We start from the raw sequence: 26,514 nt of genomic DNA, 5'->3' as shown, positions 1-26,514 counted from the left end.
CGAAATTTAGGTCAATGGCGAACAGATAGGTAGGATCTACCAGACACGCAGGCATAGCCTTGCCCATTACATATTGCGATTCCCGGAGGGGTCAGTCATGGGCCAGATGCTGCAACTCGACGCCTACCAGCTGTCCGAGCGCTACAGCCGCGAACGTGGCCGCGTTTTCCTCACCGGCACGCAGGCGATCGTGCGCATCGCGCTCGACCAGATCAGGCGCGACTGGGCCGCTGGGCTCAACACCGCGGGCTTCATCTCCGGCTATCGCGGCTCGCCGCTCGGCGGCGTCGATCTCGAACTGTGGAAGATCGGCGAGCGGCTGAAGGAGAGCCGCATCGAATTCCTGCCCGCGGTCAACGAGGACCTCGCCGCCACCGCCGTGCTCGGCTCGCAGCAGGTCGAGACGCAGAGGGATCGAAAGGTCGATGGCGTGTTCGGGCTGTGGTACGGCAAGGGCCCCGGCGTCGATCGCTCCGGCGATGCGCTGAAGCACGGCAATGCCTATGGCTCCTCACCGCATGGCGGCGTGCTGGTCGTTGCCGGCGACGATCATGGCTGCGTGTCGTCCTCGATGCCGCACCAGTCCGACGTCGCGTTCATGAGCTGGTTCATGCCGACGCTGCATCCGGCCGATGTCGGCGAATATCTCGCGTTCGGCGAATATGGCTACGCGCTCAGCCGGTTTTCCGGCATGTGGGTCGGCTTCAAGGCGATCTCGGAGATCGTCGAATCCGGCGCCTCGGTCGAGCTTGCGCCGCCGCGCGCGTTCGTGCGGCCGGATTTCGTGCCGCCGCCCGGGGGCCTGCATTATCGCTGGCCGGATCTGCCGGGCCCGCAGATCGAGGAGCGGCTGGAGGCGAAGAAGCACGCAGTCTACGCTTTTGCGAAAGCCAATCCGATCGACCGCCGCATCTACGACATCAGGGACGCGACCTACGGCATCGTCACCACGGGCAAGGCGCACCTCGATCTGATGGAGGCGCTGCGGCTGATAGGGCTGGACGAGGCCGCCTGCCGCCGCTTCGGCATCGACATCTACAAGGTTGGCATGGTGTGGCCGCTCGCGCTGCATGATGCGATGGAGTTCGTGAAGGGCAAGCGCGAGATCCTTGTGGTCGAGGAGAAGCGCGGCATCATCGAGAGCCAGTTCAAGGAGTATTTCTATGACTATCCCGGCTCCAAGCCGGAGCGGATGGTCGGCAAACATGACGAAACCGGCGCGCGGCTGATCTCCTGGACCGGCGAATTGTCGCCGCTGATGCTGGCCGGTGTGCTGGCGCGGCGGCTCGATCCGATGTTTCCCGAATTGCAGCTCGCCCGCCGCGTCGCCGCGCTCAGGCCCGAGCAGGACCGCATGATCGCCGTCCCCGGCGCGACGCGCACGCCATATTTCTGCTCGGGCTGCCCGCACAACACGTCGACCAAGGTGCCCGAGGGCTCCAAGGCGCTGGCCGGCATCGGCTGCCACTTCATGGCGAGCTGGATGGACCGCGAGACCTCATCGCTGATCCAGATGGGCGGCGAAGGCGTCAACTGGGCGGCCTCGTCGAAATTCACCGGCAACAGCCATGTGTTCCAGAATCTCGGCGAAGGCACCTACTACCATTCCGGCTCGATGGCGATCCGCCAGGCGATCGCCGCCAACGCCAACATCACCTACAAGATCCTGTTCAATGACGCGGTGGCGATGACCGGCGGCCAGCCGGTCGACGGCCCGGTCAGCGTGCAGGCGATCGCGCACAGCGTCCGCGCCGAGGGCGTGTCGCGGATCGCGCTGGTATCGGATGAACCCGCGCAGTTCTCGCCGGCGGATTTGCCCGCCGGCGTCACCATCCATCCGCGCGAAGAGATGGACGCCGTGCAGCGCGAGCTGCGCGAAATTCCCGGCGTCACCGTGCTGATCTACCAGCAGACCTGCGCCACCGAGAAACGGCGGCGGCGCAAGCGCGGCACGATCAAGGATCCCGCACGGTTCGCTTACATCAACGACCTCGTCTGCGAGGGCTGCGGCGATTGCTCGGTGGAATCGAATTGCCTCAGCGTCGAGCCGAAGGAGACGCCGTTCGGCCGCAAGCGCAAGATCAACCTCTCGACCTGCAACAAGGATTTTTCCTGCCTCAACGGCTTCTGCCCGAGCTTCGTCACCATCGAAGGCGGCAAGCGGCGGGCGAAGGGTGCAAGCGCGATCGATCCGCTGGCGCGCGCCGCGGCACTTCCGGCGCCGGAGCTTGCGGCACTGGAAAAGCCCTACGATCTGCTGGTCACCGGCGTCGGCGGCACCGGCGTCATCACGGTCGGTGCGCTGATCGCGATGGCTGCACATCTCGAGGGCCGCGGCGTCTCGGTGCTCGACTTCACCGGCTTCGCCCAGAAATTCGGCCCCGTTCTGAGCTATCTGCGGCTGGCGGCGGCGCCCGAGGCGCTGCATCAGGTGCGGATCGACCAGGGCGCGGCGGACGCGCTGATCGGCTGCGACCTCGTGGTGAGCTCGTCGGCCAAGGCCTCCGGCACCTATCGCAAGGGGATGCGCGGCGCGGTCAACATCGCTGAGATGCCGACCGGCGACGTGGTTCGCTTCCGCGACGCCGACCTCGCCTCGCCGGTTCGCTTGCGCGCCATCGAGCGGGTGATCGGATCGGGCAACCTCACCGCGATCGACGCCAATGCGCTGGCCGAGCGGCTGCTCGGCGACAGCGTCTTCGCCAACATCATGATGCTCGGCTTCGCCTGGCAGCAGGGCCTGGTGCCGGTGTCGCTGGACGCACTGACCCGCGCGATCGAATTGAACGCCGTCGCGGTCGAGCGCAACAAGCAGGCGCTGGCCTGGGGGCGGATTGCGTTCGCCGATCCGGAGTTTTTGCCGAAAGCGGAGAACGCCGACGCCAACGCCCCGGAGACGCTGGAACAGATGATCGCGCGACGCGCAGACTTCCTTCGTGACTATCAGGACGCGGCCTATGCGGCGCGCTATCGCACCACGGTCGACCGCGTCCGTCGCGCCGAGGCCGCGCTCGGAAGCGAGACATTGACCGACGCCGTCGCCCGCTCACTGTTCAAGCTGATGGCCTACAAGGACGAGTACGAGGTGGCGCGGCTGCACATGCAGACCGGCTTCCTCGAGACCCTCAAGCGCAAATTCGATGGTGACTTCACGGTGCAGTACCATCTCGCGCCGCCGCTGTTGCCGGCACGGCTGGATGCACGCGGCCGGCCACGCAAGCGCGCGTTCGGCCAGTGGATCCAGACGCCACTCCGCTTGCTGGCGCAGCTCAAGGGACTGCGCGGCACGCCGTTCGACGTATTCGGTTATACCGCGGAACGCCGCGCCGAGCGCGAGCTGATCACCTGGTACGAGGCGCTGATCGAGACCATGCTCGGCAAGCTCGATGCCGCGCCGCTGCCCGATCTCGTCGCACTTGCAAAAGCGCCGATGGAGATCCGCGGTTACGGGCCGGTCAAGGATGAAGCGATCGAAAAGACCAAAGCGGAGGTGGTGCGGCTGACCGCGCTTCTCACCTCCGCCCCGTCAGATACCAACGACGGCTCAGGCCGCCGCGCCGCGCTTGGCGGGTGAGATCAAGCCGACCACGACGGTCGCAATCACGGCCACCACGATGTTGAGCAAGAGCGCGCCGAGACCGACATAGAAGGTGTAGCTGGCATCGCCAAGCGAGATGCTGGCGAGCGGCTTCAAGCCGTTGCTCCACGCCGTGTAGGTGCCCCAGCCGATGCCGACCGCCCAGCCGAGCAACAGCGCTTCGGCGCGGAACCAGACGGTGAACAGGCCGAACACCAGCGCCGGCAGCGTCTGCACGATCCAGAGACCGCCGAGCAGTTGCAGGTCGAGCGCATATTGCGTCGGCAGGAACAGGATGAAGGCGAGCGCGCCGACCTTCACCACCAGCGAGGTGATTTTCGCCACCGACGCCTCACCGGCATGCGAGATGTCCGGATTGACGTAGGACTTCCAGACATTGCGGGTGAACAGATTGGCGGCGCCGATGCTCATCACCGCGGCCGGCACCAGCGCGCCGATCGCGATCGCCGAGAATGCGAAGCCCGCGAACCATTCCGGAAACAACGTCTTGAACAGCATCGGCACCACGTCGTTCGGCGACGTCACCTTGATGCCTGCGGCATAGGCCATGTAGCCGAGCAGCGCGATCAGCCCGAGCAAGAGCGTATAGGCCGGCAGCAGGATCGCATTCTTGCGGATGGTATCCGCCGACTTCGAGGCGAAGATGCCGGTCAGCGTATGCGGATACATGAAGGCGGCGAGCGCCGAGCCGAGCGCCAGCGTCGCATAGGGCAGATACTGGGCCGGCTTCAGCGTCAGTCCGGTGGCGCCGCCCTTCGCCGTGAAGGCATCGTTGGCCGCCGAGAACACTGCGCCATAGCCGCCGAGCTTCGAGGGCACCACGACCACCGCCGTCAGCACCACGATATAGATCATGATGTCCTTGACGAAGGCGATCAGCGCCGGCGCGCGCAGGCCGGAGCTATAGGTATACAGCGCGAGGATCACGAAGGCCGCGATGATCGGCAGTTCGCCGGTCAGGCCCATCGCCTTGATCACCACCTCCATGCCGATCAGCTGGAGCGCGATATAGGGCATGGTCGCGACCAGGCCAGTCAGCGCCACCGCGAGCTCGAGACTGCGCGAGCCATAGGCGCCATGGACGACATCTGCAGCGGTGACGTAGCCGTTGGCGTGCGCCTTCTTCCACAGCACCGGCATCACGGCGAATACGAAGGGATAGACGATGATGGTGTAGGGCAGCGCGAAGAAGCCGTAGGCGCCGACCGCGTACACCAGCGCCGGCACCGCGATCACGGTGTAGGCGGTGTAGAAGTCGCCGCCGACCAGGAACCAGGTGATCCAAGTGCCGAACTGGCGGCCGCCGAGACCCCATTCGTCGAGATGCTCGCTGACCGGGCCGGATTTCCAGCGCGCGGCGAAGAAGCCCATCACGGTGACGAGGGCGAAGAAGAAGATGAAGACGGAGAGCGCCACCCAGGCGATATGATCGGTCATGGCCGCCCCTCACCGCTGCTCGTCGGCGTCAGGCCGCCGGCTGCGATAGACCAGCCAGATCAGCAGCGAGGAGATCGGCACCCAGGCGAGCTGGTACCAGTAGAAGAAGGGAAAGCCGAACAGCGAAGGCTCGGCGAAATTATAGAACGGCACCCACAGCAAGCCGATGAACGGCAGCAGCAACAGAATCCACATGGCTCATTCCCCAGCCCGGGGTCCGATCAAAACCGGCGGTGTTGCCGGCGTCCCGTCATCGACGACCCCAGGAACCATTCGTTGCGTCTAGAATCACGGTTGCGGCATGGCGATGCAAAAAAATGTGATCGTTGTGCCGGCTGGACACCTACTCCGCCTTGATGCCCGCGTCTTGGATCACCTTGCGCCAACGGGCCTCCTCGCCGGCAAAGTAGCGGTCGAGCTCGGCCGGGGGTGATGCCACCATCACGAGGCCCTCATTGACGCTGAGCTTCCTGAGGGCCTCCGCCTGCACGGCCTTGGCCGCGGACTTGTTGAGCCGGTCGATGATCTCGGGCGGCGTGTTCGCAGGAGCGTAAAGGCCGTACCAGGATTCCGCGGCGTAGCCCGGCACACCGGCGTCGGACACCGTCGGCAATTGCGGGAACGACGCCGAACGCTCGGCCGAGGTCACCCCGATCGCACGCAATTGCCCGGCTTCGACCAACGACGCGCAGCTTGCCACCGTCGTGAACATCACCTGGATCTGGCCGCCCAAGAGGTCGGTGATCGCGGGTGCCGCGCCCTTGTAGGGCACGGTGGTCAGATTGACGCCCGCCATGTGCTTGAACAATTCGCCGGCCAGATGCGCCGAGGTGCCGGTGCCATAGGTCCCGTAGGACAGTTTTTCCGGATCGGCCTTTGCAGCCGCGATCAGATCGGCGATCGACTTGATCGGCGAAGCAGGATTGACCACGACGACATTGAACGAGCGCGCCACCAGCGCCACCGCGGCAAAGTCCTTATGCGCATCGTAGGGCAGCCTGGAGTAGAGGCTCGGGTTGACGGCGTTGGCGAAGGTCGCCATCAGCAGCGTGTAGCCGTCGGCCGGGCTGGCGGCGACGCTCTGCGTGCCGATGATGGTGCCCGCCCCCGGCTTGTTCTCGACGATCACGGTGACGCCGAGATCCTTCTGCATCTCCTGCGCCAGCGTGCGCGCGACGACATCGGTGCCGCCGCCCGGTGCGAACGGCACTACGATTTTCACGATATGGTCGGGATAGAAGGCGCGCGCCGGCGCCTGCAGCAGCACATTTGCTGCGATCGCGAACAGGATGGAGGTCAGGACACGACGCGGCATGGCAGGCCCCGGCAGATGAGGCAACCTTCATACACGCCCACGCCATGCAAGGGATGCCGGGTGGTCATGACGCGGCAAGGAGCGCCATGCTGCCAGCCCCGTCCTCCTGAGGAGCGCGCAGCGCGTCTCGAAGGATGCACGGCCCGTTCTCTGGCCGATTCATCCTTCGAGGCTCGCTCCGCTCGCGCCTCCAGCGACAAAGGCGAAGCCTTTGCGCGGGGATGACGGAGATAGAGTGCTGCGCACACCGTCCCTCACGAATACGGATTGATCAGCTTCTGCTGCTCGGTGGCGTGATGCACCAGGAGATCGATGAAGACGCGCACCTTCGCCGAGAGGTGATGGCGGTGCGGGTAGATCGCGTTCATGGTGAGCTCGACCGGACGGTATTCGGGCAGCAGCCGAACCAACTTCCCCGATTCGAGTTCGTCCCGGACCAGGAAGCCCGCCGCGAGGAACACGCCGACGCCGGCGAGCGCCGCGAGTTTCAGCGTCTCGCCGCTGTTGGAGACGAGATTGCCGGCCACCTTCACCGCTGCCGGCGCGCCCTTGCGGTCGACGAAGTGCCACTCGTCCCCAAACGGATAGTTGATATGGCGAACGCAGTTGAGGGTCGCGAGGTCGTCGAGCCGCTCCGGCTTGCCGTGCGCCTCGACGTAGTCATGCGAGCAACACAGCACGTGCCGCCAGGTGGCGATGCGGCGCACGATCAGCGCGGAATCGCGCGGCTGGATCATCTGCACGGCGAGATCGAAGTTTTCGTCGAGCAGGTCGGCCGAGCGTTCGCCGATCATCAGGTCGACCTTGACCTCGGGATAGGTGGCGAGGAACTCGGTCACCGTCGACGACAGGAATTGGACCAGATGGGTGTTGGTGAAGATGCGCAGCGTGCCGCGCGGCACCGATTGCTGCGCGCTTGCCACCTCATCGGCCTGCTCGATGTCGGCGAGGATCTGGATGCAGCGCTCGTAATAGGCCTGGCCGACCTCGGTGAGGCTGACCTTGCGCGTGGTGCGGTTGAGCAGCCGGGCTCCGAGCCGGTCTTCCAGCGACTGGACGTGGTTGCTCACCATTGTCGTGGACATGTTGAGCTTGCGGCCGGCGGCGGAAAAGCCGCCGGAATCCACGACCCGGACGAAGGCGGTCAAACTGGTCAGGCGATCCATGTAACAAGGTCCGGATTATCAGCGCTGGCTTGATAATGCTTCCAGTTTTATCGGGATTATCACAGCGGGGAGGACATTGCATCTAAGGGGCGTATCCGGCGCCCTTTCTGGAAGGACGCGAATGTTCGGCCAGGAGACAATCATGTCGACCACGTCCTATATCTCTGAAGAATCAGCCAAAATTGCCCTTCGCCCGGCGCGGCGGACAGTCAAGCGGGTGGCGCTTGGGCTCGCCGCTGTGCTCGGCGTCGCCGTGGCCAGCGACTTCGGCTACGACTACCTCACCACCGGCCGCTACCTCGAATCCACCGACGACGCCTATGTGAAGGCGGACTCCACGATCATCGCCCCGAAAGTGTCGGGCTACATCGCCCGCGTGCTGGTCACCGACAACCAGCCGGTGAAGGCCGGCCAGCTGCTGGCCGAGATCGACGACCGCGACTATCGCACGGCGCTCGGTCAGGCCAAGGCCGATGTCGACGCGGCCGATGCCTCGGTGCGCAATCTCGATGCTCAGATCGCCTTGCAGCGCCCGATCATCGACCAGCAAACCGCCGATGTCGCCGCCGCCGAAGCCAATCTGAAATTCGCGCAGGAGGAGCAGGTTCGCTCCGATGGGCTGATGAAGACCGGCTCCGGCACCATCCAGCGCGCCCAGCAGACCGACGCTGCGCTGCGCGCCAGCACCGCGCAGTTGCAGCACTCGAAATCGGGCCTGCTCGCCGCCGAGCGGAAGATCGAGGTGCTCACCACCCAGCGCGCGCAGGCCGTGGCGCAAGTCGACCGCGCCCGCGCGGTCGAGCGGCAGGCCGAGCTGAACCTGTCCTACGCACGGATCACCGCGCCGGTTGACGGCACGGTCGGCGCCCGCACGCTCCGCGTCGGCCAATATGTGCAGGCCGGCACCCAGCTGATGGCGGTGGTGCCGCTCGATGCGGTCTATGTGGTCGCCAATTTCAAGGAGACGCAGCTGACCCACGTCCGCAACGGCCAGCCGGTCGAGCTCACTGTCGACAGCTTTCACGGCACCACGCTGAAAGGCCATGTCGACAGCCTGTCGCCGGCCAGCGGTCTCGAATTCGCGCTGCTGCCGCCGGACAACGCCACCGGCAACTTCACCAAGATCGTGCAGCGCGTGCCGGTGAAGATCGTGCTCGACGATCACAGCCTCACCGGTCTCTTGCGGCCGGGCATGTCGGCGATCCCGACCGTCAACACCAAGGCAACCGTGCTGGCCGAGCGCGAGGAGAAGCGGCGGCTGGCGTCGGCGCCGCGGCCGAGCGGCGGCTAGCGTTCGAACGTTCTTTGACTGATTTGACGCGATCGGCCGTAAGGGTCGATCGCGTTTTGCTGTGGCCTTCTTCGTTCCGCGCACGCCGGTGGAAGGGCGCCCTCCCCCCTTGCGGGGGAGCGTTGGGGAGAGGGGTGCCGCTGGCGCTGAGATCAGACGGATCGCGATTGCGCACCTGCTGCAAGTGACGCGTCGGCAGGATTGAAGCAGTTCGGGCAATTGACGTCAGCGCCCGGGGCCACCCCTCTCCCAACCCCTCCCGCAAGGGGAGAGGGAGCCTGAGAGATGTGCCCACCTCACTTGTCGACACCGCGGGGCCACAGTGGCAGCCATGTCGATTATCAATTTCCGCCGGACAATCCTTCCAGTCTTTCCCGGATTATCGAAACCGGCCGCCTAATACATCTTGCATGGGCAAGCAAGGACGATTCCAATGACCGCGCTCCAGCCCACAGCCAACGCCGCCGCCCTCCCGTCGCCCGCAGCGCCTGCTGCGCCCGCGATCCCGACCAGAACCTGGATCGCGGTGATTGGCGCCACGCTCGGCGCGTTCATGGCGGTGCTCAACATCCAGATCGTCAACGCCTCGCTTGCCGACATTCAAGGCGGCATCGGCGCTGGCATCGATGATGGCGGCTGGATCTCGACATCCTATTTGATCGCCGAGATCGTGGTGATCCCGCTCTCCGGCTGGCTCGCGCAGGTGTTCTCGGTGCGCATCTATCTGCTCACCAACGCGTTCCTGTTCCTGGTATTCTCTGGCGCTTGCGCGCTGGCGCAGGACCTGCCGCAGATGATCGCGTTGCGCGCCGTGCAGGGCTTCACCGGCGGCGTGCTGATCCCGATGGCATTCACGCTGATCATCACGCTGCTGCCGAAGGCGAAGCAGCCGATCGGGCTTGCGCTGTTCGCGCTGTCGGCGACGTTCGCGCCGGCGATCGGCCCGACCATCGGCGGCTATCTCACCGAGAACTGGGGCTGGCAGTACATCTTCTATGTCAATCTGGTGCCCGGCGCCGTGATGATCGCGATGCTGTACGTCTCGCTCGATCCGACCCCGATGAAGCTGTCGCTGATCCGCCAGGGCGACTGGCTCGGCATCATCACCATGGCGATCGGCCTCGCCGCGCTGCAGACCGTGCTGGAAGAGGGCAACAAGGACGACTGGTTCGGCTCGCCCTTCATCGTCCGCCTGTCGGTGATCGCAGCCGTGGCGCTCGCCGCCTTCCTGATCGTCGAGTTCACCGTCGAGAAGCCGCTGCTCAATCTGCGCCTGCTCGCCCGCCGCAATTTCGGCTTCGGCATGCTGGCCAACTTCCTGCTCGGCATCGCGCTGTACGGCTCGGTGTTCATCCTGCCGCAATATCTGTCGCGCATCCAGGGCTACAACGCCGAGCAGATCGGCATGGTGCTGGCCTGGACCGGCCTGCCGCAGCTCGTGCTGATCCCGCTGGTGCCGCGGCTGATGCAGCGCTTCGACCCCCGCATCGTCATCGGCATCGGATTTGCGCTGTTCGCCGGCTCCAACTTCATGAACATCTACATGACCAACGACTATGCAGCCGATCAGCTGCTTTGGCCGAACGTCGTCCGCGCCGTCGGTCAGGCGCTGGCATTCGCTCCGCTGTCGGCGGTTGCGACGGCCGGAATTGAGGCGGAGAATGCCGGATCGGCGTCCGCGTTGTTCAACATGATGCGCAACCTCGGCGGCGCCATCGGCATTGCCGCGCTGCAGACACTGCTGACCAAGCGCGAGCAATATCACTCCAACGTGCTGATGCAGTCGGTCTCCATGCTGGAACAGGCGACCCGTACGCGGATTGAGGGATTGACCCAGTATTTCCTGAACCACGGCGTTGCCGGCAATGCCGACGCCACCCACCGCGCGATCGTGGCGGTCGGCAAGGTCGTGCAGAAGCAGGCCTACATCCTCGCCTTCAGCGACACGTTCTATCTGCTCGGCGTGGCGCTGATCGTCGCGCTGGTGGCGGCGCTGTTCCTGAAGAAGCCGGGCCAGCTCGCTGGCGGCGGCGGTGCACACTAGCTCTTTTCACTGAACCCATAACCAAGGAGAACGACCATGAAACCCCGCATGAACTTCTACCAAGCCGCCCCCGAGACGATCAAAGCGCTGGTTGCGGTCGAAAGCCAGATCACCGCGAGCGGCCTCGAGCAATCGCTGATCGAACTGGTCAAGACCCGCGCCTCGCAGATCAACGGCTGCGCCTACTGCATCAACATGCACACCGAGGACGCCCGCAAGCATGGCGAGACTGAGCAGCGGCTCTATCTGCTCAACGCCTGGCGCGAGTCGCCGCTCTACAGCGAGCGCGAGCGCGCGGCATTGGCCTGGACCGAAGCACTGACGCTGGTTTCAGAGACCCATGCGCCCGACGCCGACTACGAGGCGGTGCGCGCGCAGTTCACGGACAGCGAGCTGGTCAACCTGACCACGCTGATCGGCGCCATCAACGCCTGGAACCGGATCGCGATCGGCTTCCGCTCGGTGCATCCGGTGAAGGTGAAGGTCGCGGCGTGAGAGCGATACTGTCCGCCATATATTCCGCTGTCATGCCCCGCTTCATGCGGGGCATCCAGTACGCCGCGGCCTCTCGGCTGAGTCACAAAGGTCCCTGGAATGCTGGATCGCCCGGTCGAGCCGGGCGATGACAGCGCGAATGGGACGGATCAAACCGCCGTCGCGCGGGCGAACTCGACGTAGATCTCGCGCAGGCGGTCGGTGATCGGGCCGACCTTGCCGCCTCCAACCTTCTTGCCGTCGATCGCGACCACGCCCTGCACGAACACCGAGGCGCTGGTGATGAAGGCTTCCTTGGCGGCGAGTGCTTCCTCGACCGTGAAGGCGCGCTCCTCGATGCGCAGCTGACGCTCCTCGGCAAGTTTGACCACGGCCTTGCGGGTGCAGCCGGGCAGGATCTCGTTGCCGTTCTGCCGGGTCACGATGACGTCGTCCTGGGTCACGATGAAGGACGAGGACGAGCCGCCCTCGGTGACCTTGCCGTCCTCGATCATCCAGGCTTCGCCGGCGCCGGCCGCGGCCGCGGCCTGCTTGGCCAGCACCTGCGCCAGCAGCGCCACGCTCTTGATGTCGCGCCGCTCCCAGCGGATGTCGGGCACCGTGATGACGTTGATGCCGGTCTTGGCTGACGGCGCGTTGATGATGTCCTTTTCCGAGGTGAACATCACAAGGGTCGGCTTGACGTCGGCCTTCGGGAAAGCGAAGTCGCGCCCCTTGTCGGCGCCGCGGGTGACCTCGAGATAGACCATGCCGTTGACGAGGTCGTTGCGCTTGACCAGCTCCTTCTGGATCTCCTCGATCCGCTCCAGCGGCTCGGGGAGCGCGAGCTGGATCTCGCCGACCGAGCGCTTCAACCGCGCAAGATGCGAGGCGTTGTCGATCAACTTGCCCTCGAGCACCGCCGCCACCTCGTAGATGCCGTCGGCGAACAGGAATCCGCGGTCGAACACCGAGACCTTGGCCTCCGAATGCGGCACGAACGAGCCGTTGACGTAAGCGATCTTTTCCACGCGAGTTCTCCTGCGGACGAAGGGGATTTCAGGCCTTCGTATACGCAAATTGTTAACGCGGATAAAGCCTCCACCGTCACCCTGAGGAGCGCGCCTTGCGCGCGTCTCGAAGGGTCGACGGCCCCGCTGGCGGCCGGGCATCCTTCGAGACGCCGCTTCGCGGCTCCTCAGGATGACGGGTCTGGCTGGTGCAGCGTCTCAATGCTGCAAGATCTTCGACAGGAACTTCTGCGCGCGGTCGCTGCGCGGCGTGCCGAAGAAATCGGCCTTCTTGGCGTCCTCGACGATCTCGCCGCGGTCCATGAAGATGACGCGGTCGGCGACCTTGTTGGCAAAGCCCATCTCGTGGGTGACCACCATCATGGTCATGCCCTCGCGGGCGAGGTCGACCATCACGTCGAGCACCTCGCTGATCATTTCCGGGTCGAGCGCCGAGGTCGGCTCGTCGAACAGCATCGCGATCGGGTTCATCGCGAGCGCGCGGGCGATCGCGACGCGCTGCTGCTGGCCACCCGACAATTCGGCCGGGAATTTCTTGGCGTGATCCTTAAGCCCGACGCGATCGAGCAGCTTCATGGCCGTGAGCACGGCGTCGTCATGCTTGCGTCCGAGCACCTTCTCCTGCGCGAGGCAGAGATTGTCGATGATCCGCAGATGCGGAAACAATTCGAAGTGCTGGAACACCATGCCGACGCGGGAGCGCAGCTTCGGCAAATCGGTCTTGGGATCGTTGACCTTGATGCCGTCGAGGATGATGTCGCCGCCCTGGATCGGCTCCAGCGCGTTGACGCATTTGATCAGGGTCGACTTGCCCGAGCCCGACGGGCCGCAGACCACGACCACCTCGCCCTTGGCGACGCTGGTGGTGCAGTCCTTCAGCGCCTGAAAGCTCGGCCCGTACCATTTGTTGACGTGATTGATCTCGATCATGATGGCTCAGCTTGTTGTTCAGCGAACAATGGCGATTCGCGCCTGCAGGCGGCGCACGCCAAAGGACGCGACACAGGAAATGACGAAGTAGACCAGCGCGGCGAACAGGTACATTTCGACCAGGCGGCCGTCGCGCTGTGCGACCTTGCTGGCGGCGCCGAGGAAATCCGGGATCGACAGCACGTAGACCAGCGAGGTGTCCTGGAACAACACGATGGTCTGCGTCAGCAGCACCGGCAGCATGTTGCGGAACGCCTGCGGCAGCACGACGTAGCGCATCGACTGCGCGTAGGTCAGGCCGAGCGCGCTGGCCGCGGCCGGCTGGCCGCGCGAGATCGACTGGATGCCGGCGCGCATGATCTCGGAGAAATAGGCCGCCTCGAATGCGACGAAGGTGATCAGCGAGGAGGCGAACGCGCCGACCGAGATCGGCCGCGACGCGCCGGTCAGCCACTGCCCGATGTAAGGCACCAGGAAGTAGAACCAGAAGATCACCAGCACCAACGGCAGCGAGCGGATGAAGTCGACATATAAGCCGGCGATGCGCCCGAGCACCCTGTAGCTCGACAGCCGCATCAGGGCGATCAGGGTGCCGAACACGAGGCCGCCGAACGCCGCGAGCGCCGTCAAGGTCAGCGTGAAGCGCATACCCTCGAAGAACAGATAGGGCAGCGAGCGGCGGATGACGTCGAAATCGAGATTGCCGAGCATCGTCATTTGCCCGTGATGTAGCCGGGGATCGCGACATAGCGCTCGAGCAGGCGCATCGCGGTAACCACGACGAAATTGAGGAGAAGATAGAGCACGGTTGCCGCGGTGAACGCCTCGAACACCTGGAACGAGAACTCCTGCATCGAGCGCGCCTCGCCGGTCAATTCGATCAGGCCGATGGTGATGGCGACCGCGCTGTTCTTGATGGTATTGAGGAATTCGGAGGTCAACGGCGGCAGGATGATGCGGAACGCCATCGGCAGCAGCACGTAGCGATAGGTCTGCACCGTGGTGAGGCCGAGCGCGGTCGAAGCCTGCTTCTGCCCGCGCGGCAGCGAGCCGATGCCGGCCTGCAATTGCACGGCGACGCGCGCCGACATGAAGAGGCCGACGCCGATCGCAGCGGTCCAGAACGGCGCGTTCGGCAACTGCTTCATCCACAGCCCGGCCGATCTCGGCAGCAGCTCGGGCAGCACGAAGAACCACAGGAAAAGCTGCACCAGCAGCGGCATGTTGCGGAAGAACTCGACCCAGCAGAAGCCGATCCACGACGCCGTCCGCGACGGCAGCGTGCGCAACACGCCGATCACCGTGCCGGAGACCAGCGCTATGATCCAGGCGAGCACCGACACCTTGACGGTGACCACCAGTCCCGCCAGCAACAGGTCGAGATAGGTGCCGGTCCCCATCGGGTTCGGCTCGAGAAAGATGTGCCAGTTCCAATTGTAGTTCACGGGTCCCCCGCGCTCTCGCGCCGATCACGAATTACGCCGACATCACGGGCGGCGTCTATGCAAATGTCCGGCCATTCTCCTCCAAAATGGCCGGACACGTTTATTTTCGGGACCCGCCGCCGAACGGCGACGGGTCATGCGCAGCACTGCGATCAGTTCACCAGATAGGCATCCGGATCCGGCGAGTCCGACGGCTTGGCAAGCTGCTTCTTCATCTCCGGCCCGAGCGGCACATTGAGGTTCAGGCCCTTCGGCGGGATCTTCTGGTTGAACCACTTGTCGTAGATCTTCTGGCCCTCGGGGCTGGTGTAGAGCGCCGCGGTGGCGGCGTCGACGACCTTCTTGAACGGCGCGTCATCCTTGCGCAGCATGATGCCGTACGGCTCCGGCTTGGAGAACGCATCCTTGGAGATCACGTAGTCGTCCGGCGACTTCGAGCCGGCGACAAGGCTCGCGAGCAGGATGTCGTCCATCACGAAGGCGACCGCGCGGTCGGTCTCGACCATCAGGAAGGCCTCGGCGTGATCCTTGGCCGGGATGATGTTGACGCTCAGCCCGCGTGCGAGGTTGGCTTCGGTGAGCTGCTTGATGTTGGTGGTGCCGGCGGTCGAGACCACCGTCTTGCCCTTGAGGTCGTCGATCGAATTTATCTTGCTCGCCTTCTTCGTGACGTAGCGGCTCGCGGTCAGGAAGTGCGAGTTGGTGAAGGAGACCTGCTTCTGGCGCTCGGCATTGTTGGTGGTCGAGCCGCATTCGAGGTCGACGGTGCCGTTGGCCATCAGCGGAATGCGCGTCGCCGAAGTCACCGGGTTGAGCTTGACCTCGAGCTTGTCGAGCTTCAGCTCCTTCTTGATGGCATCGACGATCTTGTAGCAGATGTCCATCGCGTAGCCGATGGGCTTCTGGTTGTCGTCGAGATAGGAGAACGGGATCGAGGAATCGCGGTAGCCGAGCGTGATCGCGCCGGTGTCCTTGATGTTCTTCAGCGTGCCGGTCAGCTCCTGGGCTTGCGCCTGGCTCGCGCCGAGCGCGGCGGCGAACGCGAGGCCGATCAGATATTTGGATGTCATACGTCTACTCCTTCGTGGAAACGTCGATTTACTGCGTGAGAATGTCGGCGAGCACGGGTGCGATGTAGCGGCGAAACTGGTCCGGATTCTCGCTCATCGGAAAATGACCGAGCTTTTCCATAATCGTGACGCTGGCGCCCCCTATTGCCGCTGCCGTCCGCCTCGTGTCCTCAGGCGTGCAGGAGAAATCATACTCGCCCGTGAGGAGATAGAGCCTGCATACTTTAGTATCGATTGACGCGACCCGGCCGCGCAGGTCGCCGTCGACACGGTAGAAATAGAGGTCGCCCTTGAACACGCCGGGGCCGCCCTGCTTGTAGGCCCACAGCGTTTCCATCCGCGCAGGCGCCGGGCTTTGCGGCGCAATCAGCCCCGACACCAGCGCGGCGCAGACCTCGCCGCCGTGAACGTCGGGGCGGTTCAGCCAGTCGGTGTCGTACCACGGCGTCTGGAAGTCGGCGGCCTCGAGCCCAATCAGCGCGCGAAACTCGGCGGCATGTTCGATCGCAAGGTTGAGCACGATGCGGCCGCCGATCGAGCAGCCCATCACGACAGGCTTCTCCAGCCCCAATGCACGGCAGAAGGCGCGGATGGTCTCGGTGTAGCTGTTGGTGGTGAGTTGGTATTCATCGCCGGTCCAGCTTTTCGGCGGATTCGACTTGCCATGCCAGGGCATATCGAAGGCAATGACGCGGAAATTTTCGGCAAACGCGCGATCTGCGAGCAGGTGCCGCCACTGCCGCGCGTCTGATCCCGCGGTGTGCAGGCAGACCAGCGGAATGCCCGTGCCGTTCTCCTCGAAATAGATGCGATGCAGCTCGCCGCCGATCTCGACGTGAACGTAACGGCCGACCATCGGCTCGATATGGCCGTTCGTGACAGTGCCGCTCATGATAGGGCCGCCGCGAAATGCTGCCGCGGCAGCGCCAGCAGGTCCTTGAAGTATTGCAGGTGCGTCATGAAGGGATGCAGATCGCCTTCCAGCACCGCCTCGCCGCGCTTGGTCAGCGCCAGCAGATCGTGCCAGCCGGGTTTCGGCTCGGCCTGCCAATAGGCGGACCAGGCCTGCGGCGTCGCACGATAGGCGAAGCGCCACGAGCGCATCAGGACCGGCGAGGGCACGAGCTCGACGATTCGGCCGCCACGGATCGCGGCATGAAACGGCCGCGCCATGGGGCCGAGCAGGCAGTCGCAATCGAGCAGCCGCCCGCGCGAGACCAAGAGCGGCGCCTGGTCGAGCAATGCGGGAATGCCGGCAAACGCCGTCGTCACAGCGTCGTCGGTGGCGTCGGGCGATAACGTCATCTGTCGGGGAAAGTTTTCCTGCGGCGGACGCCCCATGATGACCGGAAGGGCACGATCCCGCAAGCCGCCGATGCCCTCGGATGCCCCTGAGTTCCCTGGATTATACGCTTGACCAAACGCGGCTTGCCGGTCAGGGCGCGCGGCGGCGCGCCCTCCCCGCATCCTGCCAGGAGCTGCCACTCCGTCAGACCAAAGGCCGATTGAATTCCGCGGCTCGGCAGGTCGCGCCATGTCGCGGCAGGCCAATTGTCGCAGTCGGCGCCTTCGCTCTTCCGTTGCCCGCCCTGTTCTGTCCAATGCGCAGCGCGTCCCTCCGACGCCAGGGACGATCATTGCCAACACCGAACAAGACGCCGCCGCGATCGAACGCGGCTACACGGGGAGAGATCGAGATGTCGCAGCGCAATTCCTGGATGGTCCTGCTCGCCGCCGCCGGCATGCTGCTATCAACAGCGGCGCAGGCGCAGGATTATCCGACCAAGCCGATCACGCTGATCGTGCCGTGGCCGGCGGGCGGCTCGACCGATATCTCGATGCGCGCGATCGCCGAGAGCGCCTCGAAGGTGCTGGGCCAGCCGATCGCGGTCGACAACAAGGCGGGCGGCGGCGGCACCGTGGGCCCCGCGACCATGGCCGCCGGCGCCAAGCCCGACGGCTACACCATCGCGCAGATTCCGATCACCGTGTTCCGCCTGCCCTTGATGCAGGACGTGTCGTGGGATCCGGCGAAGGATTTCTCCTACATCGTCCACCTCACCGGCTACACCTTCGGCGTCACCACCAATGCGGAGTCGCAGTTCAAGACCTGGCAGGACGTGGTCGATTTCGCCAAGAAGAATCCCGGCAAGGTGACCTATGCGACGCCGGGCACCGGCACCTCGCTGCATATCGGCATGGAGCAGATCGCCCTCATGGCCGGCGGGATCAAGCTGACCCAGGTGCCGTTCAAGGGCGGCGCCGAGACCAACGCCGCGGTGCTCGGCCAGCACACCATGCTGCAGGCAGATTCCACGGGCTGGCGGCCGCTGGTCGACGCCGGCAAGCTCCGCCTGCTGATGGTGTGGACCGGCACGCGCTCGCCGAACTATCCCGATGTGCCGACGCTGAAGGAGCTCGGCTATCCCATGATCTACGACTCGCCGTTCGGCATCGCCGGCCCCAAGGGCATGGATCCCAAGATCGTCGCCAAGCTGCACGACGCCTTCAAGAAGGCGATCGAGGACCCCGCCGTGATCGCGACGCTGGCCAAATACGACATGGTGCCGAACTACAAGAACACCGAGGACTACAGGAAGTTCGTGGTCGAGGTCACCGAGTCCGAGCGCAAGGTGATCGACACCCTCGGGCTGGCGAAGAAGTAGGTCCAAGTCCGCCACATACGCCGGCGTCATCCTGAGGTGCGAGCCGCGCTTGCGGCATGCCTCGAAGGATGGACCGAGGCACCGTCGCCCTTCGAGGGCGTCGCTTCGCGCCGCCACCTCCAGCGACAACGGCAAAGCCGTTGCGCGGGGGTGACGATACAAAAAGCGGAAACATCACCCATGAATAACGACACCAACGTCAAACTCCGCCTCAACAACTCCGAGCTCTGGGGCGGGCTGATCGGGCTCGCGCTCGGCGGCTTCGTGATCTGGTCGGGCTTGAAGCTCAAGCTCGGCACCATCAACGATCCCGGCTCCGGCTACGTGCTGTTCTACACCGGCATCCTGATGTGCGTGTTCGCGATCTCTATCGTTGTCGCGGCGGTCACCGAGGGCGGCCCGACCTTCGCCTCGCGCTGGGAGAATGCGCGATGGGGCAAGCCGGTCCTGGTCATCGTCTGCCTCGTCGCGTTCGCCTTTGCGCTGGAGCCGCTTGGCTTCCTGCTGTCGGCGATCCCGCTGATGCTGTTGCTGCTCCGCGTGATCGATCCGGTGCGCTGGTCGCTGGCAATCCCGCTGTCCATCCTTGCCCCGCTCGGGATGTGGTGGGTGCTGAAGTACCTGCTCGCGATCCAGTTGCCGAGCGGCATCTTCGAGATCGGTTGAGCGCCCATGGATACTCTCGTCAACGTCGCCCACGGCCTCGGCGTCGCGCTGCTGCCGGTCAATTTGCTCTATTGCTTCATCGGCGTCTTCATCGGCACGCTGGTCGGCGTGCTGCCCGGCATCGGCCCGATCTCGGCGATGTCGCTCTTGCTGCCGGTCACGCTGTCCGGCACGCCGGAGTCCGGCATCATCATGATGGCCGGCATCTATTACGGCTCGATGTATGGCGGCTCGACCACCTCGATCCTGGTCAACATTCCCGGCGAAGCCGCCTCCGTCGTCACCTGCATCGACGGCCACCAGATGGCGAAACAGGGCCGCGCCGGCCCCGCGCTCGGTATCTCCGCCTTCGGCTCGTTCATCGCCGGCACCTTCTCGCTGGTCGCCCTGATGCTGGTGGCGCCCTCGCTCGCCAGCGTCGCGATCGCGTTCGGGCCAGCCGAATATTTCAGCCTGATGGTGCTCGGCCTCGTCGTGCTGACCTTCCTCACCCAGGGCTCGATGGCCAAGGCGCTGTTGATGGCCTGCATCGGCGTCGTGCTCGGCCTGGTCGGGCTCGACAGCATCACCGCGCAGCCGAGGCTGACCTTCGGCCGCATCGAGCTGATCGACGGCATCGGCCTCGTGCCCGTGGTGATGGGCCTGTTCGGCGTCGCCGAGGTGCTGCTCAACACCGAGCAGGCGATCAAGCGCGACATCATCAAGACCAGGATCACCCAGCTGCTGCCGAGCAAGGAGGACTGGAAAGCCAGCAGCGGGCCGGTGGCGCGCGGCACCGTGCTCGGCTTCTTCCTCGGCATCCTGCCCGGCGGCGGCGCCGTGGTGGCGTCGTTTGCGTCCTATGCGCTGGAGAAGCGGCTCTCGAAGCATCCGGAGCGGTTCGGCCACGGCGCGATCGAGGGTGTCGCGGGGCCGGAATCGGCCAATAATTCCGCTGCCGGCGGCGCCTTCATTCCGCTGATGACGCTCGGCATCCCGCCGAACGTCGTGATGGCGCTGCTGCTCGGCGCCTTCGTGATCCACGGCTTGCAGCCGGGACCATTGATGATCTCGCAGAACCCGACGTTGTTCTGGGGCATCGTCGCCAGCATGTATATCGGCAACCTGATGCTCCTGGTGCTCAATCTGCCGATGATCGGCATGTGGGTGCAGCTGCTGCGGCTGCCCTACAATGTGCTGTTCCCGCTGATCATCCTGTTCACGATCATCGGCGTCTACTGCTCCAGCAACAACGTGTTCGACGTCCATGTCATGATTGCGTTCGGCGTGATCGGCTATTTCATGCGCAAGCTCGGCTACGAGCCGGCGCCTTTGGTGCTGGCCTTCGTGCTCGGGCCGATGCTGGAAAACAATCTGCGCAAGTCGCTGATCCTGTCGCAGGGCGATCTCATGACCTTCGTGGAGCGGCCGATCTCGGCGATCTGCCTCGCCTTCGCGCTGGTGCTGCTGGTCGGCCCGCTGCTGCCGTCGCTGCGCAGGAAGCGCGAGCTGGTGGCGCTGGACGAGGGGGCGTAGGGTCGGTCGATCGGCCGCCGCGCCGGCAGTGCGCCCCCTCGCCCCGTCCTTACGGGGAGAGGGTTGGGGTGAGGGGCTGCTTCCACCAGTTCCGAACGTGGTGAGACCTGTACCCCCTCACCCGGAACGCATCTAGCGATGCGTTCCGACCTCTCCCCGCAAGCGGGGCGAGGTGAAGTGGTGCCCGTGCTCGCACCACGGCCGTGCTACCCCGCCTTCGCCGGACGCCCGTTCTTCGGCGCCTGGGCCATCGCGCGGGCCAGCACCTGGGCTTCCTTCTTCAGCATGTCGGCGAGCTCGCTTTCGCGGCGGCGGATGCGGTCGGACGCCGCGCCGATCGAGAGCGCGGCGACCACCTCGCCGGCATCGTCGCGGACCGGAACGCCGACGCCGCCCATGCCGGGGAATGCGGCGTCGATCAGCACGGTGTGGCCGGCCTTGCGCGCCACGGCGATCCGCTCGCGCAGGAATTTCGGCGTGATGCGCGGCGATTTCGCCAGCCGCGGCACGATCACCTCGATCACGGCTTCGATCTCGGCGTCCGGCAGCCAGACCAGAAGCGCCAGCGCGCCGGCGCCGACGCCGAGCGGACGGCGGCTGCCGATCTGCAGATAATTCGGCTGCAGCGGATGGCTGCCGACCGAGCGCGCCAGATACAGCGCCTCGACGCCGGAGCGCACCGACAACAGCGCCGTATCCGCGGAGCGCTCCGACAGCCGGAGCAGGCTCGGCTGCGCCAGTTCGGCGATGTCGACCGAGCGCCGCGCGCCGACCGCCATCACCCGCGCCTCCTGGCCGAGCTCATAGGTCTTGGCGCCGGCGACCCGGCTGACGAAACCTTCCTCGATCAGCGAGTTGAGGATGCGCAGCGCGGTCGCCTTGTTCAGCGAGGCGGTGTCGGCGATGTCGGTCAGCCGCAGCGGCGAGCGCTGCGCCAGCACGCGCAGGATCGCACAGACCTTCTGGATCGCGTTGAACTTGTCGGGTTGGCCAGGCTCCGGCGGTGGCCTCTTGCGGCTGGTCCGTGCGGTCGCAGTCGTGGAGGCGTTCATGCCTTGGTCTTCCTTGCCTTCAATTCCAGATCCCGAACCAGGCACGACGAAGGGATGTGCCGGCGGACATCATTCTAAGCGGATGACGCGCGCCGGACATCGTATACTTTCGTCAGATGAAACTTTCATTGCGACTATCTACGCTGCTCTGCAGCAGCAAAGATATTCGAAATTTCGTTTCACGAAATCAAGCCAGCCGCAGCCGGCGGATGGTGAACAGCGACCACAGGCTGAGCAGGCAGACGCCGGTGAGGTAGTAGCCCGGTGCGAGCTCGCCGATCGGCGCGAAGCCGCCCATCCAGGTCATGATCGCCGGGCCCATGCCACCGAACAATGTGACGCCGATATTGTAGCTGAGGCCGAGCCCGGTCGCACGCGTCGCCGCCGGAAACAGCTCCGACATCAGCGCGGCGAGCGGCCCGTAATACAGCGACTTGAGCACGCCGAGCCACAGCACGCCGATCAGGATGATGGTCGGCGTCGGCCGGCCCGTGAGTAGCAGGAAGGCCGGGAAGATCGAGACCAGCAGCAGCAGCGCAAACAGGATCATGTGCGTGGTGCGTCCGATCTTGTCGGAGACGAGGCCTGCGATCGGCGCCAGCAGCGCGACCGCCGTCTGGGCGGCGAATGCAGCGATGAATCCGACCGATGGCGCGAGGTTCAGCGTCTTCACCACATAGGTCGGCATGTAGACGATCAGATAATTGACCGCGGTCGACACCGCGAGCGCACCGATCGCCAGCATCGTGGCGAGCTTCTGCCGCGCGAACACTTCCCTCACCGGCGAGTCCTGCTTGCCCGCCGCCGGCGGCGGCGTCGCATCGTCGACATGGTTGCGGATGTAGATGCCGACCGGACCGATCAGCACGCCGAACAGGAACGGCAGCCGCCAGCCCCAGGACTGCAAATCCTCGGGACTCATCAGCGAGGTCAGCAGCGCGCCGAAGCCGGCCCCGAGCAGGCCACTGACGCCCTGGCTCGCGAACTGCCAACTCGCCACGAAACCGCGGCGCTCCGGCATGTGCTCGACCAGGAACGCGGTCGAGGAGCCGAACTCGCCGCCGGCCGAGAAACCCTGCACCAGCCGCGCCAGCATCACCGCGATCGGCGCCAGGATGCCGATGGTCTGATAGGTCGGCATCAAGGCCAGCACCAGCGTGCCCGCCGTCATCAGCACGATCGACAGCATCAGCGAGGCCTTACGGCCGTGACGGTCGGCATAGGCGCCGAGCACGATGCCGCCGATCGGTCGGATCAGGAACGACAGGCCGAAGCTGCCGAAGGTCAGCAGCAGCGAGGTGGTCGGATCATTGGCCGGAAAGAACGCCTTGGAGAGATAGACCGCGAAATAGGCGTAGACCGAGATGTCGTACCATTCGAGCGCATTGCCGACCGAGGTCGCGACGATCAGGCGGGTGATGTTCTTCTTGGTGGTGGCGTCGTGGCCGGACATTGCGGTCGGCGTCGATAACGTCATTAAGTTTCCTTTGCCGGTGCAGGCATTAGTCTTTCAACGCGTGGTGGCCAGGCTTGATCCGACCATCCACGTCTCCCCGTCATCCTGAGGTGCGAGCTCTCGCGAGCCTCGAAGGATGCACGGCCCCGCTGGTGGCCGTCGATCCTCGAGACGCGGCTGACGCCGCTCCTCAGGATGACGGGGAAAAAGCGAACCCGTCCTTCAGCCTTAAAGCTGCGCCTCGCCGAGATCCCAGAACAGGCCGGCCATGATGGTCAGCGCCTCCTCGGTCACCGGCAGCAGGATGTGCTCGTCGGGGGCGTGCTGCGAGCAGCCCGGGTAGGAATGCGGCACCCAGATCGTCGGCAGGCCAAGCCCTTCCGAGAACACGTCGTTCGGCAGCGAGCCGCCGAAGTTCGGCAGCACTGCCGGCGCCTTGCCGGTGGTGGTGCGGATCGAATTCGCCGCCCACTCGATCCACGGGCTGTCCATGTCGGTGCGCGAGGCGCCAAAACGCTGCGCGCCCGAGACCTCGACCATCGGAAAGCCGTTCTTGTGCAGATAATCGCGCACCCCGTCGATCACTTCGAGATATCTGGTGCCGACGACGAAGCGGAGCTGCAGCACCGCATTCGCCTTCCCCGGAATTGCGTTGGCGGGCTTGTCGATATTGCCTGACGACATCGCCAGCACTTCCAGCGTGTTCCAGGCATAGAGCCGCTCGGCCGCGGTCAGGCCCTCCTCGCCCCAGTCTTCCGCCAGCGCCGGCTCGTCCGCCGTCGGCTTGATTTCGACGTCGGCGAGCGCGGCGCGGACGCGGTTGGAGATCGGCGGCGGCTTCAGGATATCGAGCTTCATGCGGCCCTTGCCGTCGACCAGGCTCGCGATCGCGTTGACCAAAATCGTCGCCGGATTGGCCAGCACGCCGCCCCAATTGCCGGAATGGTTGCCACCCTCGCGCAGATTGACGTCGAGATGGATGCGGTTGCCGCCGCGGCAGCCGAGGAAGATGGTCGGCCGCTCCGCCGACAGCCGCGGCCCGTCGGAAGCAATGAACAGATCGGCCTTCAGCTCCTCGCGATGCGCCTCGCAGACCTGGCGCAGATCGGGCGAGCCGATCTCTTCGCCGGTCTCGATGATGAATTTGGCGTTGAAGCCGAGCTTGCCGCCGCGCGCCTGCTTCACCGCGCGCAGCGCGGCCATGTTGATCGAATGCTGGCCCTTGTTGTCGGCAGTGCCGCGGCCATAGACCCGGTCGCCCTTGACCGTGGTCTGCCAGGGATTGAGCCCGTCGCGCCATTCGCCGACCATGCCGTCGACGACGTCGCCATGGCCATAGGTCAGCACGGTCGGCCGTGCCGCATCCTCCTGGTAGTCGGCGATCAGATAAGGCCCGCGGCCGGTCGGCGATTCGATCAGCCGGGTCTTGAAATCGAGCTCGGCGAAGGCCGGCTGCAGATTCTCGACCAGATAGGCGCGCAGCGCACCGGCCTTGTCGGCATTCAGGCTCTCGGTCTGGTAGCCGACCCTGCGGTCCAGCTCCTGCAAGAACTGTCCCGATTGAAAATGCTCTCGCACATTTGCGATTGCGTCGGCCCGTGTCGCCATGATTGTTCCTTCGTCCGGTCGCGTCTTGGCATGAACCCACCGGAGCGCGACGCTTTGCGCCCGGATCATGCTTCTGGAGGCCGGCAACCTATCGGGATCGGCGCGCCACCGGAAGGGTGTGAATCGCGAAGGGGGCCTTGCCAAAACGTGGGAAGTCGCAACAAAGTTGATGCGGGACGCCCGGCATCCGACCGGGCAGCATTCGAAGCGGCGCTCACGGTTTCGACCAAGGTTTCGACAATGACAAAACAAATCCGGCTCAACGCCTTTGCCATGAACTGCGTGGCGCATCAGTCGCCGGGGCTGTGGACCCATCCGCGCGACCGCACCAAGGACTACAACAAGCTGTCCTACTGGACCGATCTAGCGAAGACGCTGGAGCGCGGCCGGTTCGACGGCCTGTTCCTCGCCGACGTGCTCGGCGTCTACGACGTCTATGCGGGCAATCCGGATGCGGCGCTGCGCAACGCGGCGCAGACCCCGGCCAACGAGCCGTTGATGCTGATCCCGGCGATGGCCGCGGTGACCGAAAATCTCGGCTTCGGTGTCACCAGCAACCTCTCCTTCGAGCCGCCCTACCCGTTCGCGCGGCGGATGTCGACGCTCGACCATCTGACGAACGGCCGGGTCGGATGGAACGTGGTGACCGGCTATCTCGATTCCGCGGCACGCGGCGCCGGCAAGGACAAGCAGACCGCGCATGACGACCGCTACGAGCTCGCCGACGAATATATGGAGCTGGTCTACAAGCTCTGGGAAGGCAGCTGGGAAGACGACGCCGCGATCCGCGACGTCGCGCGCGGCATCTTCACGGATTCTGCGAAGGTGCACCGCGTGCAGCACGAGGGAGCCAACTACCGCCTCAACGCGATTCATCTGTCAGAGCCGTCGCCGCAGCGCACGCCGGTGCTGTACCAGGCCGGCACCTCGCCACGCGGCCGGCAGTTCGCCGCCGAGCACGCCGAATGCGTGTTCATGTCGGGGCCGTCAGCGAAGGTGATCGGCCCGCGGGTGTCGGCAATCCGCGAGCTCGCCGCCGAGAAAGGCCGCAACGCAGCCGAGATCCTGATGTTCTCGATGATGTGCGTCGTGGTGGCGCCGACCGAGGCCGAAGCCAAAGCGAAGTATGCGGAGTACCGCAGCCATATCAGCCATGAGGGCGCGCTGGCGCTGATGTCGGGCTGGACCGGCGTCGACTTCTCGACCTATTCGCTCGACCAGGAAGTCCGGCACGTGCAGAACGACGCCGGCCGCTCCGCGATGGACAACGTCACCCGCGCCGACCCCGATCGGGTCTGGACCGTGCGCGAGGTCGCCGAGCATGTCGGCATCGGCGGCGCCGGCCCCGTGGTGGTCGGCTCGCCCGAGCAGATCGCCGACAAGATCGAGCAATGGTTCGAGGACACCGACGTCGACGGCCTCAATGTCGCCTTTGCGATCTCGCCGGGCGATTTCGAGGATATCGCCGACATGCTGGTGCCGGAGCTCGTCAAGCGCGGCCGCTACAAGCGAGAGTATGCGAAGGGCACCTTGCGCGAGAAGCTGTTCGGCGCGGGCCGCGCAAGGCTCGATGCGACGCATCCGGCGGGGCGATATCGGGTGAAGTCGCAGACAGACGCAGCGGAGTGATTGCCTCTGCCATTGCCAGCGAAGCGAAGCAATCCATCGTTCCGCATATGCGGGCCAATGGATTGCTTCGTCGCTTCGCTCCTCGCAATGACGGGGTTACGCACAGCTCACCATCCCGTCA

Annotated in this window: 22 protein-coding genes; 8 read left to right on the top strand and 14 right to left on the bottom strand. The window is 65.1% G+C overall.

Annotated elements, in window-relative coordinates:
- Positions 1–97 precede the first annotated feature (97 nt).
- Complete coding sequence (locus AC066Y_RS09680) at positions 98–3,574, top strand: indolepyruvate ferredoxin oxidoreductase family protein (RefSeq protein WP_478273663.1); 3,477 nt, start codon at positions 98–100, stop codon at positions 3,572–3,574.
- Here AC066Y_RS09680 and mctP read toward each other — a convergent pair.
- The 4 genes from mctP to AC066Y_RS09660 form a co-directional block, all read right to left on the bottom strand.
- The gene (mctP, locus tag AC066Y_RS09675) at positions 3,545–5,035 is read right to left on the bottom strand and encodes a monocarboxylate uptake permease MctP (protein ID WP_478273662.1); all 1,491 of its coding nucleotides are present in this window, start codon (positions 5,033–5,035) and stop codon (positions 3,545–3,547) included. The genes AC066Y_RS09680 and mctP overlap by 30 nt on opposite strands.
- 9 nt (positions 5,036–5,044) lie before the next feature.
- Positions 5,045–5,230 carry a DUF3311 domain-containing protein gene (locus tag AC066Y_RS09670; RefSeq protein ID WP_050628491.1) on the bottom strand — a complete coding sequence of 62 codons (186 nt, stop codon included), beginning with the start codon at positions 5,228–5,230 and terminating at the stop codon, positions 5,045–5,047.
- Between the two features lie 148 nt (positions 5,231–5,378).
- Positions 5,379–6,350, bottom strand: a complete 972-nt coding sequence (locus AC066Y_RS09665) for a tripartite tricarboxylate transporter substrate binding protein (RefSeq protein ID WP_478273661.1) — start codon at positions 6,348–6,350, stop codon at positions 5,379–5,381.
- 254 nt (positions 6,351–6,604) lie between these two features.
- Positions 6,605–7,516, bottom strand: a complete 912-nt coding sequence (locus AC066Y_RS09660; RefSeq protein WP_478273660.1) for a LysR family transcriptional regulator — start codon at positions 7,514–7,516, stop codon at positions 6,605–6,607.
- 142 nt (positions 7,517–7,658) lie between these two features.
- On the opposite strand from AC066Y_RS09660, the gene AC066Y_RS09655 reads away from it, so the two are divergent.
- The 3 genes from AC066Y_RS09655 to AC066Y_RS09645 all read left to right on the top strand — a co-directional run bounded on the left by AC066Y_RS09655 (position 7,659) and on the right by AC066Y_RS09645 (position 11,346).
- A complete protein-coding gene (locus AC066Y_RS09655) occupies positions 7,659–8,807 on the top strand; it encodes an HlyD family secretion protein (protein WP_478273659.1) in 1,149 nt (382 codons plus the stop codon).
- 433 nt (positions 8,808–9,240) lie between these two features.
- Positions 9,241–10,851: an MDR family MFS transporter gene (locus AC066Y_RS09650; RefSeq protein WP_478273658.1), complete on the top strand. Its 1,611-nt coding sequence runs from the start codon at positions 9,241–9,243 to the stop codon at positions 10,849–10,851.
- 36 nt (positions 10,852–10,887) lie between these two features.
- On the top strand, positions 10,888–11,346 hold the full coding sequence (locus tag AC066Y_RS09645; RefSeq protein ID WP_478273657.1) for a carboxymuconolactone decarboxylase family protein: 459 nt from the start codon (positions 10,888–10,890) through the stop codon (positions 11,344–11,346).
- A gap of 149 nt (positions 11,347–11,495) precedes the next feature.
- On the opposite strand, the gene AC066Y_RS09640 is transcribed toward AC066Y_RS09645, so the two are convergent.
- From AC066Y_RS09640 to AC066Y_RS09610, 7 genes are all read right to left on the bottom strand, one after another.
- Entirely contained in the window at positions 11,496–12,356 is an 861-nt protein-coding gene (locus AC066Y_RS09640) for a D-amino-acid transaminase (RefSeq protein WP_478273656.1), read from the bottom strand.
- 198 nt (positions 12,357–12,554) lie between these two features.
- On the bottom strand, positions 12,555–13,286 hold the full coding sequence (locus AC066Y_RS09635; RefSeq protein WP_478273655.1) for an amino acid ABC transporter ATP-binding protein: 732 nt from the start codon (positions 13,284–13,286) through the stop codon (positions 12,555–12,557).
- Between the two features lie 18 nt (positions 13,287–13,304).
- The gene (locus AC066Y_RS09630) at positions 13,305–13,997 is read right to left on the bottom strand and encodes an amino acid ABC transporter permease (RefSeq protein WP_478273741.1); all 693 of its coding nucleotides are present in this window, start codon (positions 13,995–13,997) and stop codon (positions 13,305–13,307) included.
- A gap of 2 nt (positions 13,998–13,999) precedes the next feature.
- Positions 14,000–14,731, bottom strand: coding sequence for an amino acid ABC transporter permease (locus AC066Y_RS09625; RefSeq protein WP_478273654.1), 732 nt, complete (start codon positions 14,729–14,731; stop codon positions 14,000–14,002).
- Between the two features lie 152 nt (positions 14,732–14,883).
- Positions 14,884–15,801, bottom strand: coding sequence for an amino acid ABC transporter substrate-binding protein (locus AC066Y_RS09620; protein WP_478273653.1), 918 nt, complete (start codon positions 15,799–15,801; stop codon positions 14,884–14,886).
- Positions 15,802–15,829: 28 nt separating this feature from the next.
- The gene (locus tag AC066Y_RS09615; protein WP_478273652.1) at positions 15,830–16,693 is read right to left on the bottom strand and encodes an alpha/beta fold hydrolase; all 864 of its coding nucleotides are present in this window, start codon (positions 16,691–16,693) and stop codon (positions 15,830–15,832) included.
- Positions 16,690–17,106: a hypothetical protein gene (locus AC066Y_RS09610; protein ID WP_478273651.1), complete on the bottom strand. Its 417-nt coding sequence runs from the start codon at positions 17,104–17,106 to the stop codon at positions 16,690–16,692. Before AC066Y_RS09610 ends, AC066Y_RS09615 begins: the two co-directional genes overlap by 4 nt.
- Before the next feature lie 392 nt (positions 17,107–17,498).
- Between AC066Y_RS09610 and AC066Y_RS09605 the strand changes: the two genes are divergently transcribed.
- From AC066Y_RS09605 to AC066Y_RS09595, 3 genes are all read left to right on the top strand, one after another.
- Positions 17,499–18,467, top strand: coding sequence for a tripartite tricarboxylate transporter substrate binding protein (locus AC066Y_RS09605; protein WP_478273650.1), 969 nt, complete (start codon positions 17,499–17,501; stop codon positions 18,465–18,467).
- 180 nt (positions 18,468–18,647) lie between these two features.
- Positions 18,648–19,133: a tripartite tricarboxylate transporter TctB family protein gene (locus AC066Y_RS09600; RefSeq protein WP_478273649.1), complete on the top strand. Its 486-nt coding sequence runs from the start codon at positions 18,648–18,650 to the stop codon at positions 19,131–19,133.
- Positions 19,134–19,139: 6 nt separating this feature from the next.
- Complete coding sequence (locus AC066Y_RS09595; protein ID WP_212313710.1) at positions 19,140–20,648, top strand: tripartite tricarboxylate transporter permease; 1,509 nt, start codon at positions 19,140–19,142, stop codon at positions 20,646–20,648.
- A 206-nt stretch (positions 20,649–20,854) separates the two neighbouring features.
- On the opposite strand, the gene AC066Y_RS09590 is transcribed toward AC066Y_RS09595, so the two are convergent.
- From AC066Y_RS09590 to AC066Y_RS09580, 3 genes are all read right to left on the bottom strand, one after another.
- Positions 20,855–21,700, bottom strand: a complete 846-nt coding sequence (locus AC066Y_RS09590) for an IclR family transcriptional regulator (RefSeq protein ID WP_478273648.1) — start codon at positions 21,698–21,700, stop codon at positions 20,855–20,857.
- A gap of 187 nt (positions 21,701–21,887) precedes the next feature.
- Entirely contained in the window at positions 21,888–23,177 is a 1,290-nt protein-coding gene (locus tag AC066Y_RS09585; protein ID WP_478273647.1) for an MFS transporter, read from the bottom strand.
- A 207-nt stretch (positions 23,178–23,384) separates the two neighbouring features.
- Positions 23,385–24,764, bottom strand: a complete 1,380-nt coding sequence (locus AC066Y_RS09580) for a M20 family metallopeptidase (RefSeq protein ID WP_478273646.1) — start codon at positions 24,762–24,764, stop codon at positions 23,385–23,387.
- Positions 24,765–25,004: 240 nt separating this feature from the next.
- On the opposite strand from AC066Y_RS09580, the gene AC066Y_RS09575 reads away from it, so the two are divergent.
- Complete coding sequence (locus AC066Y_RS09575; protein WP_478273645.1) at positions 25,005–26,393, top strand: LLM class flavin-dependent oxidoreductase; 1,389 nt, start codon at positions 25,005–25,007, stop codon at positions 26,391–26,393.
- Positions 26,394–26,514 lie beyond the last annotated feature (121 nt).

This window comes from Bradyrhizobium sp. USDA3010 (assembly GCF_056429065.1).
This window is presented reverse-complemented; position numbering and strand designations above follow the sequence as displayed.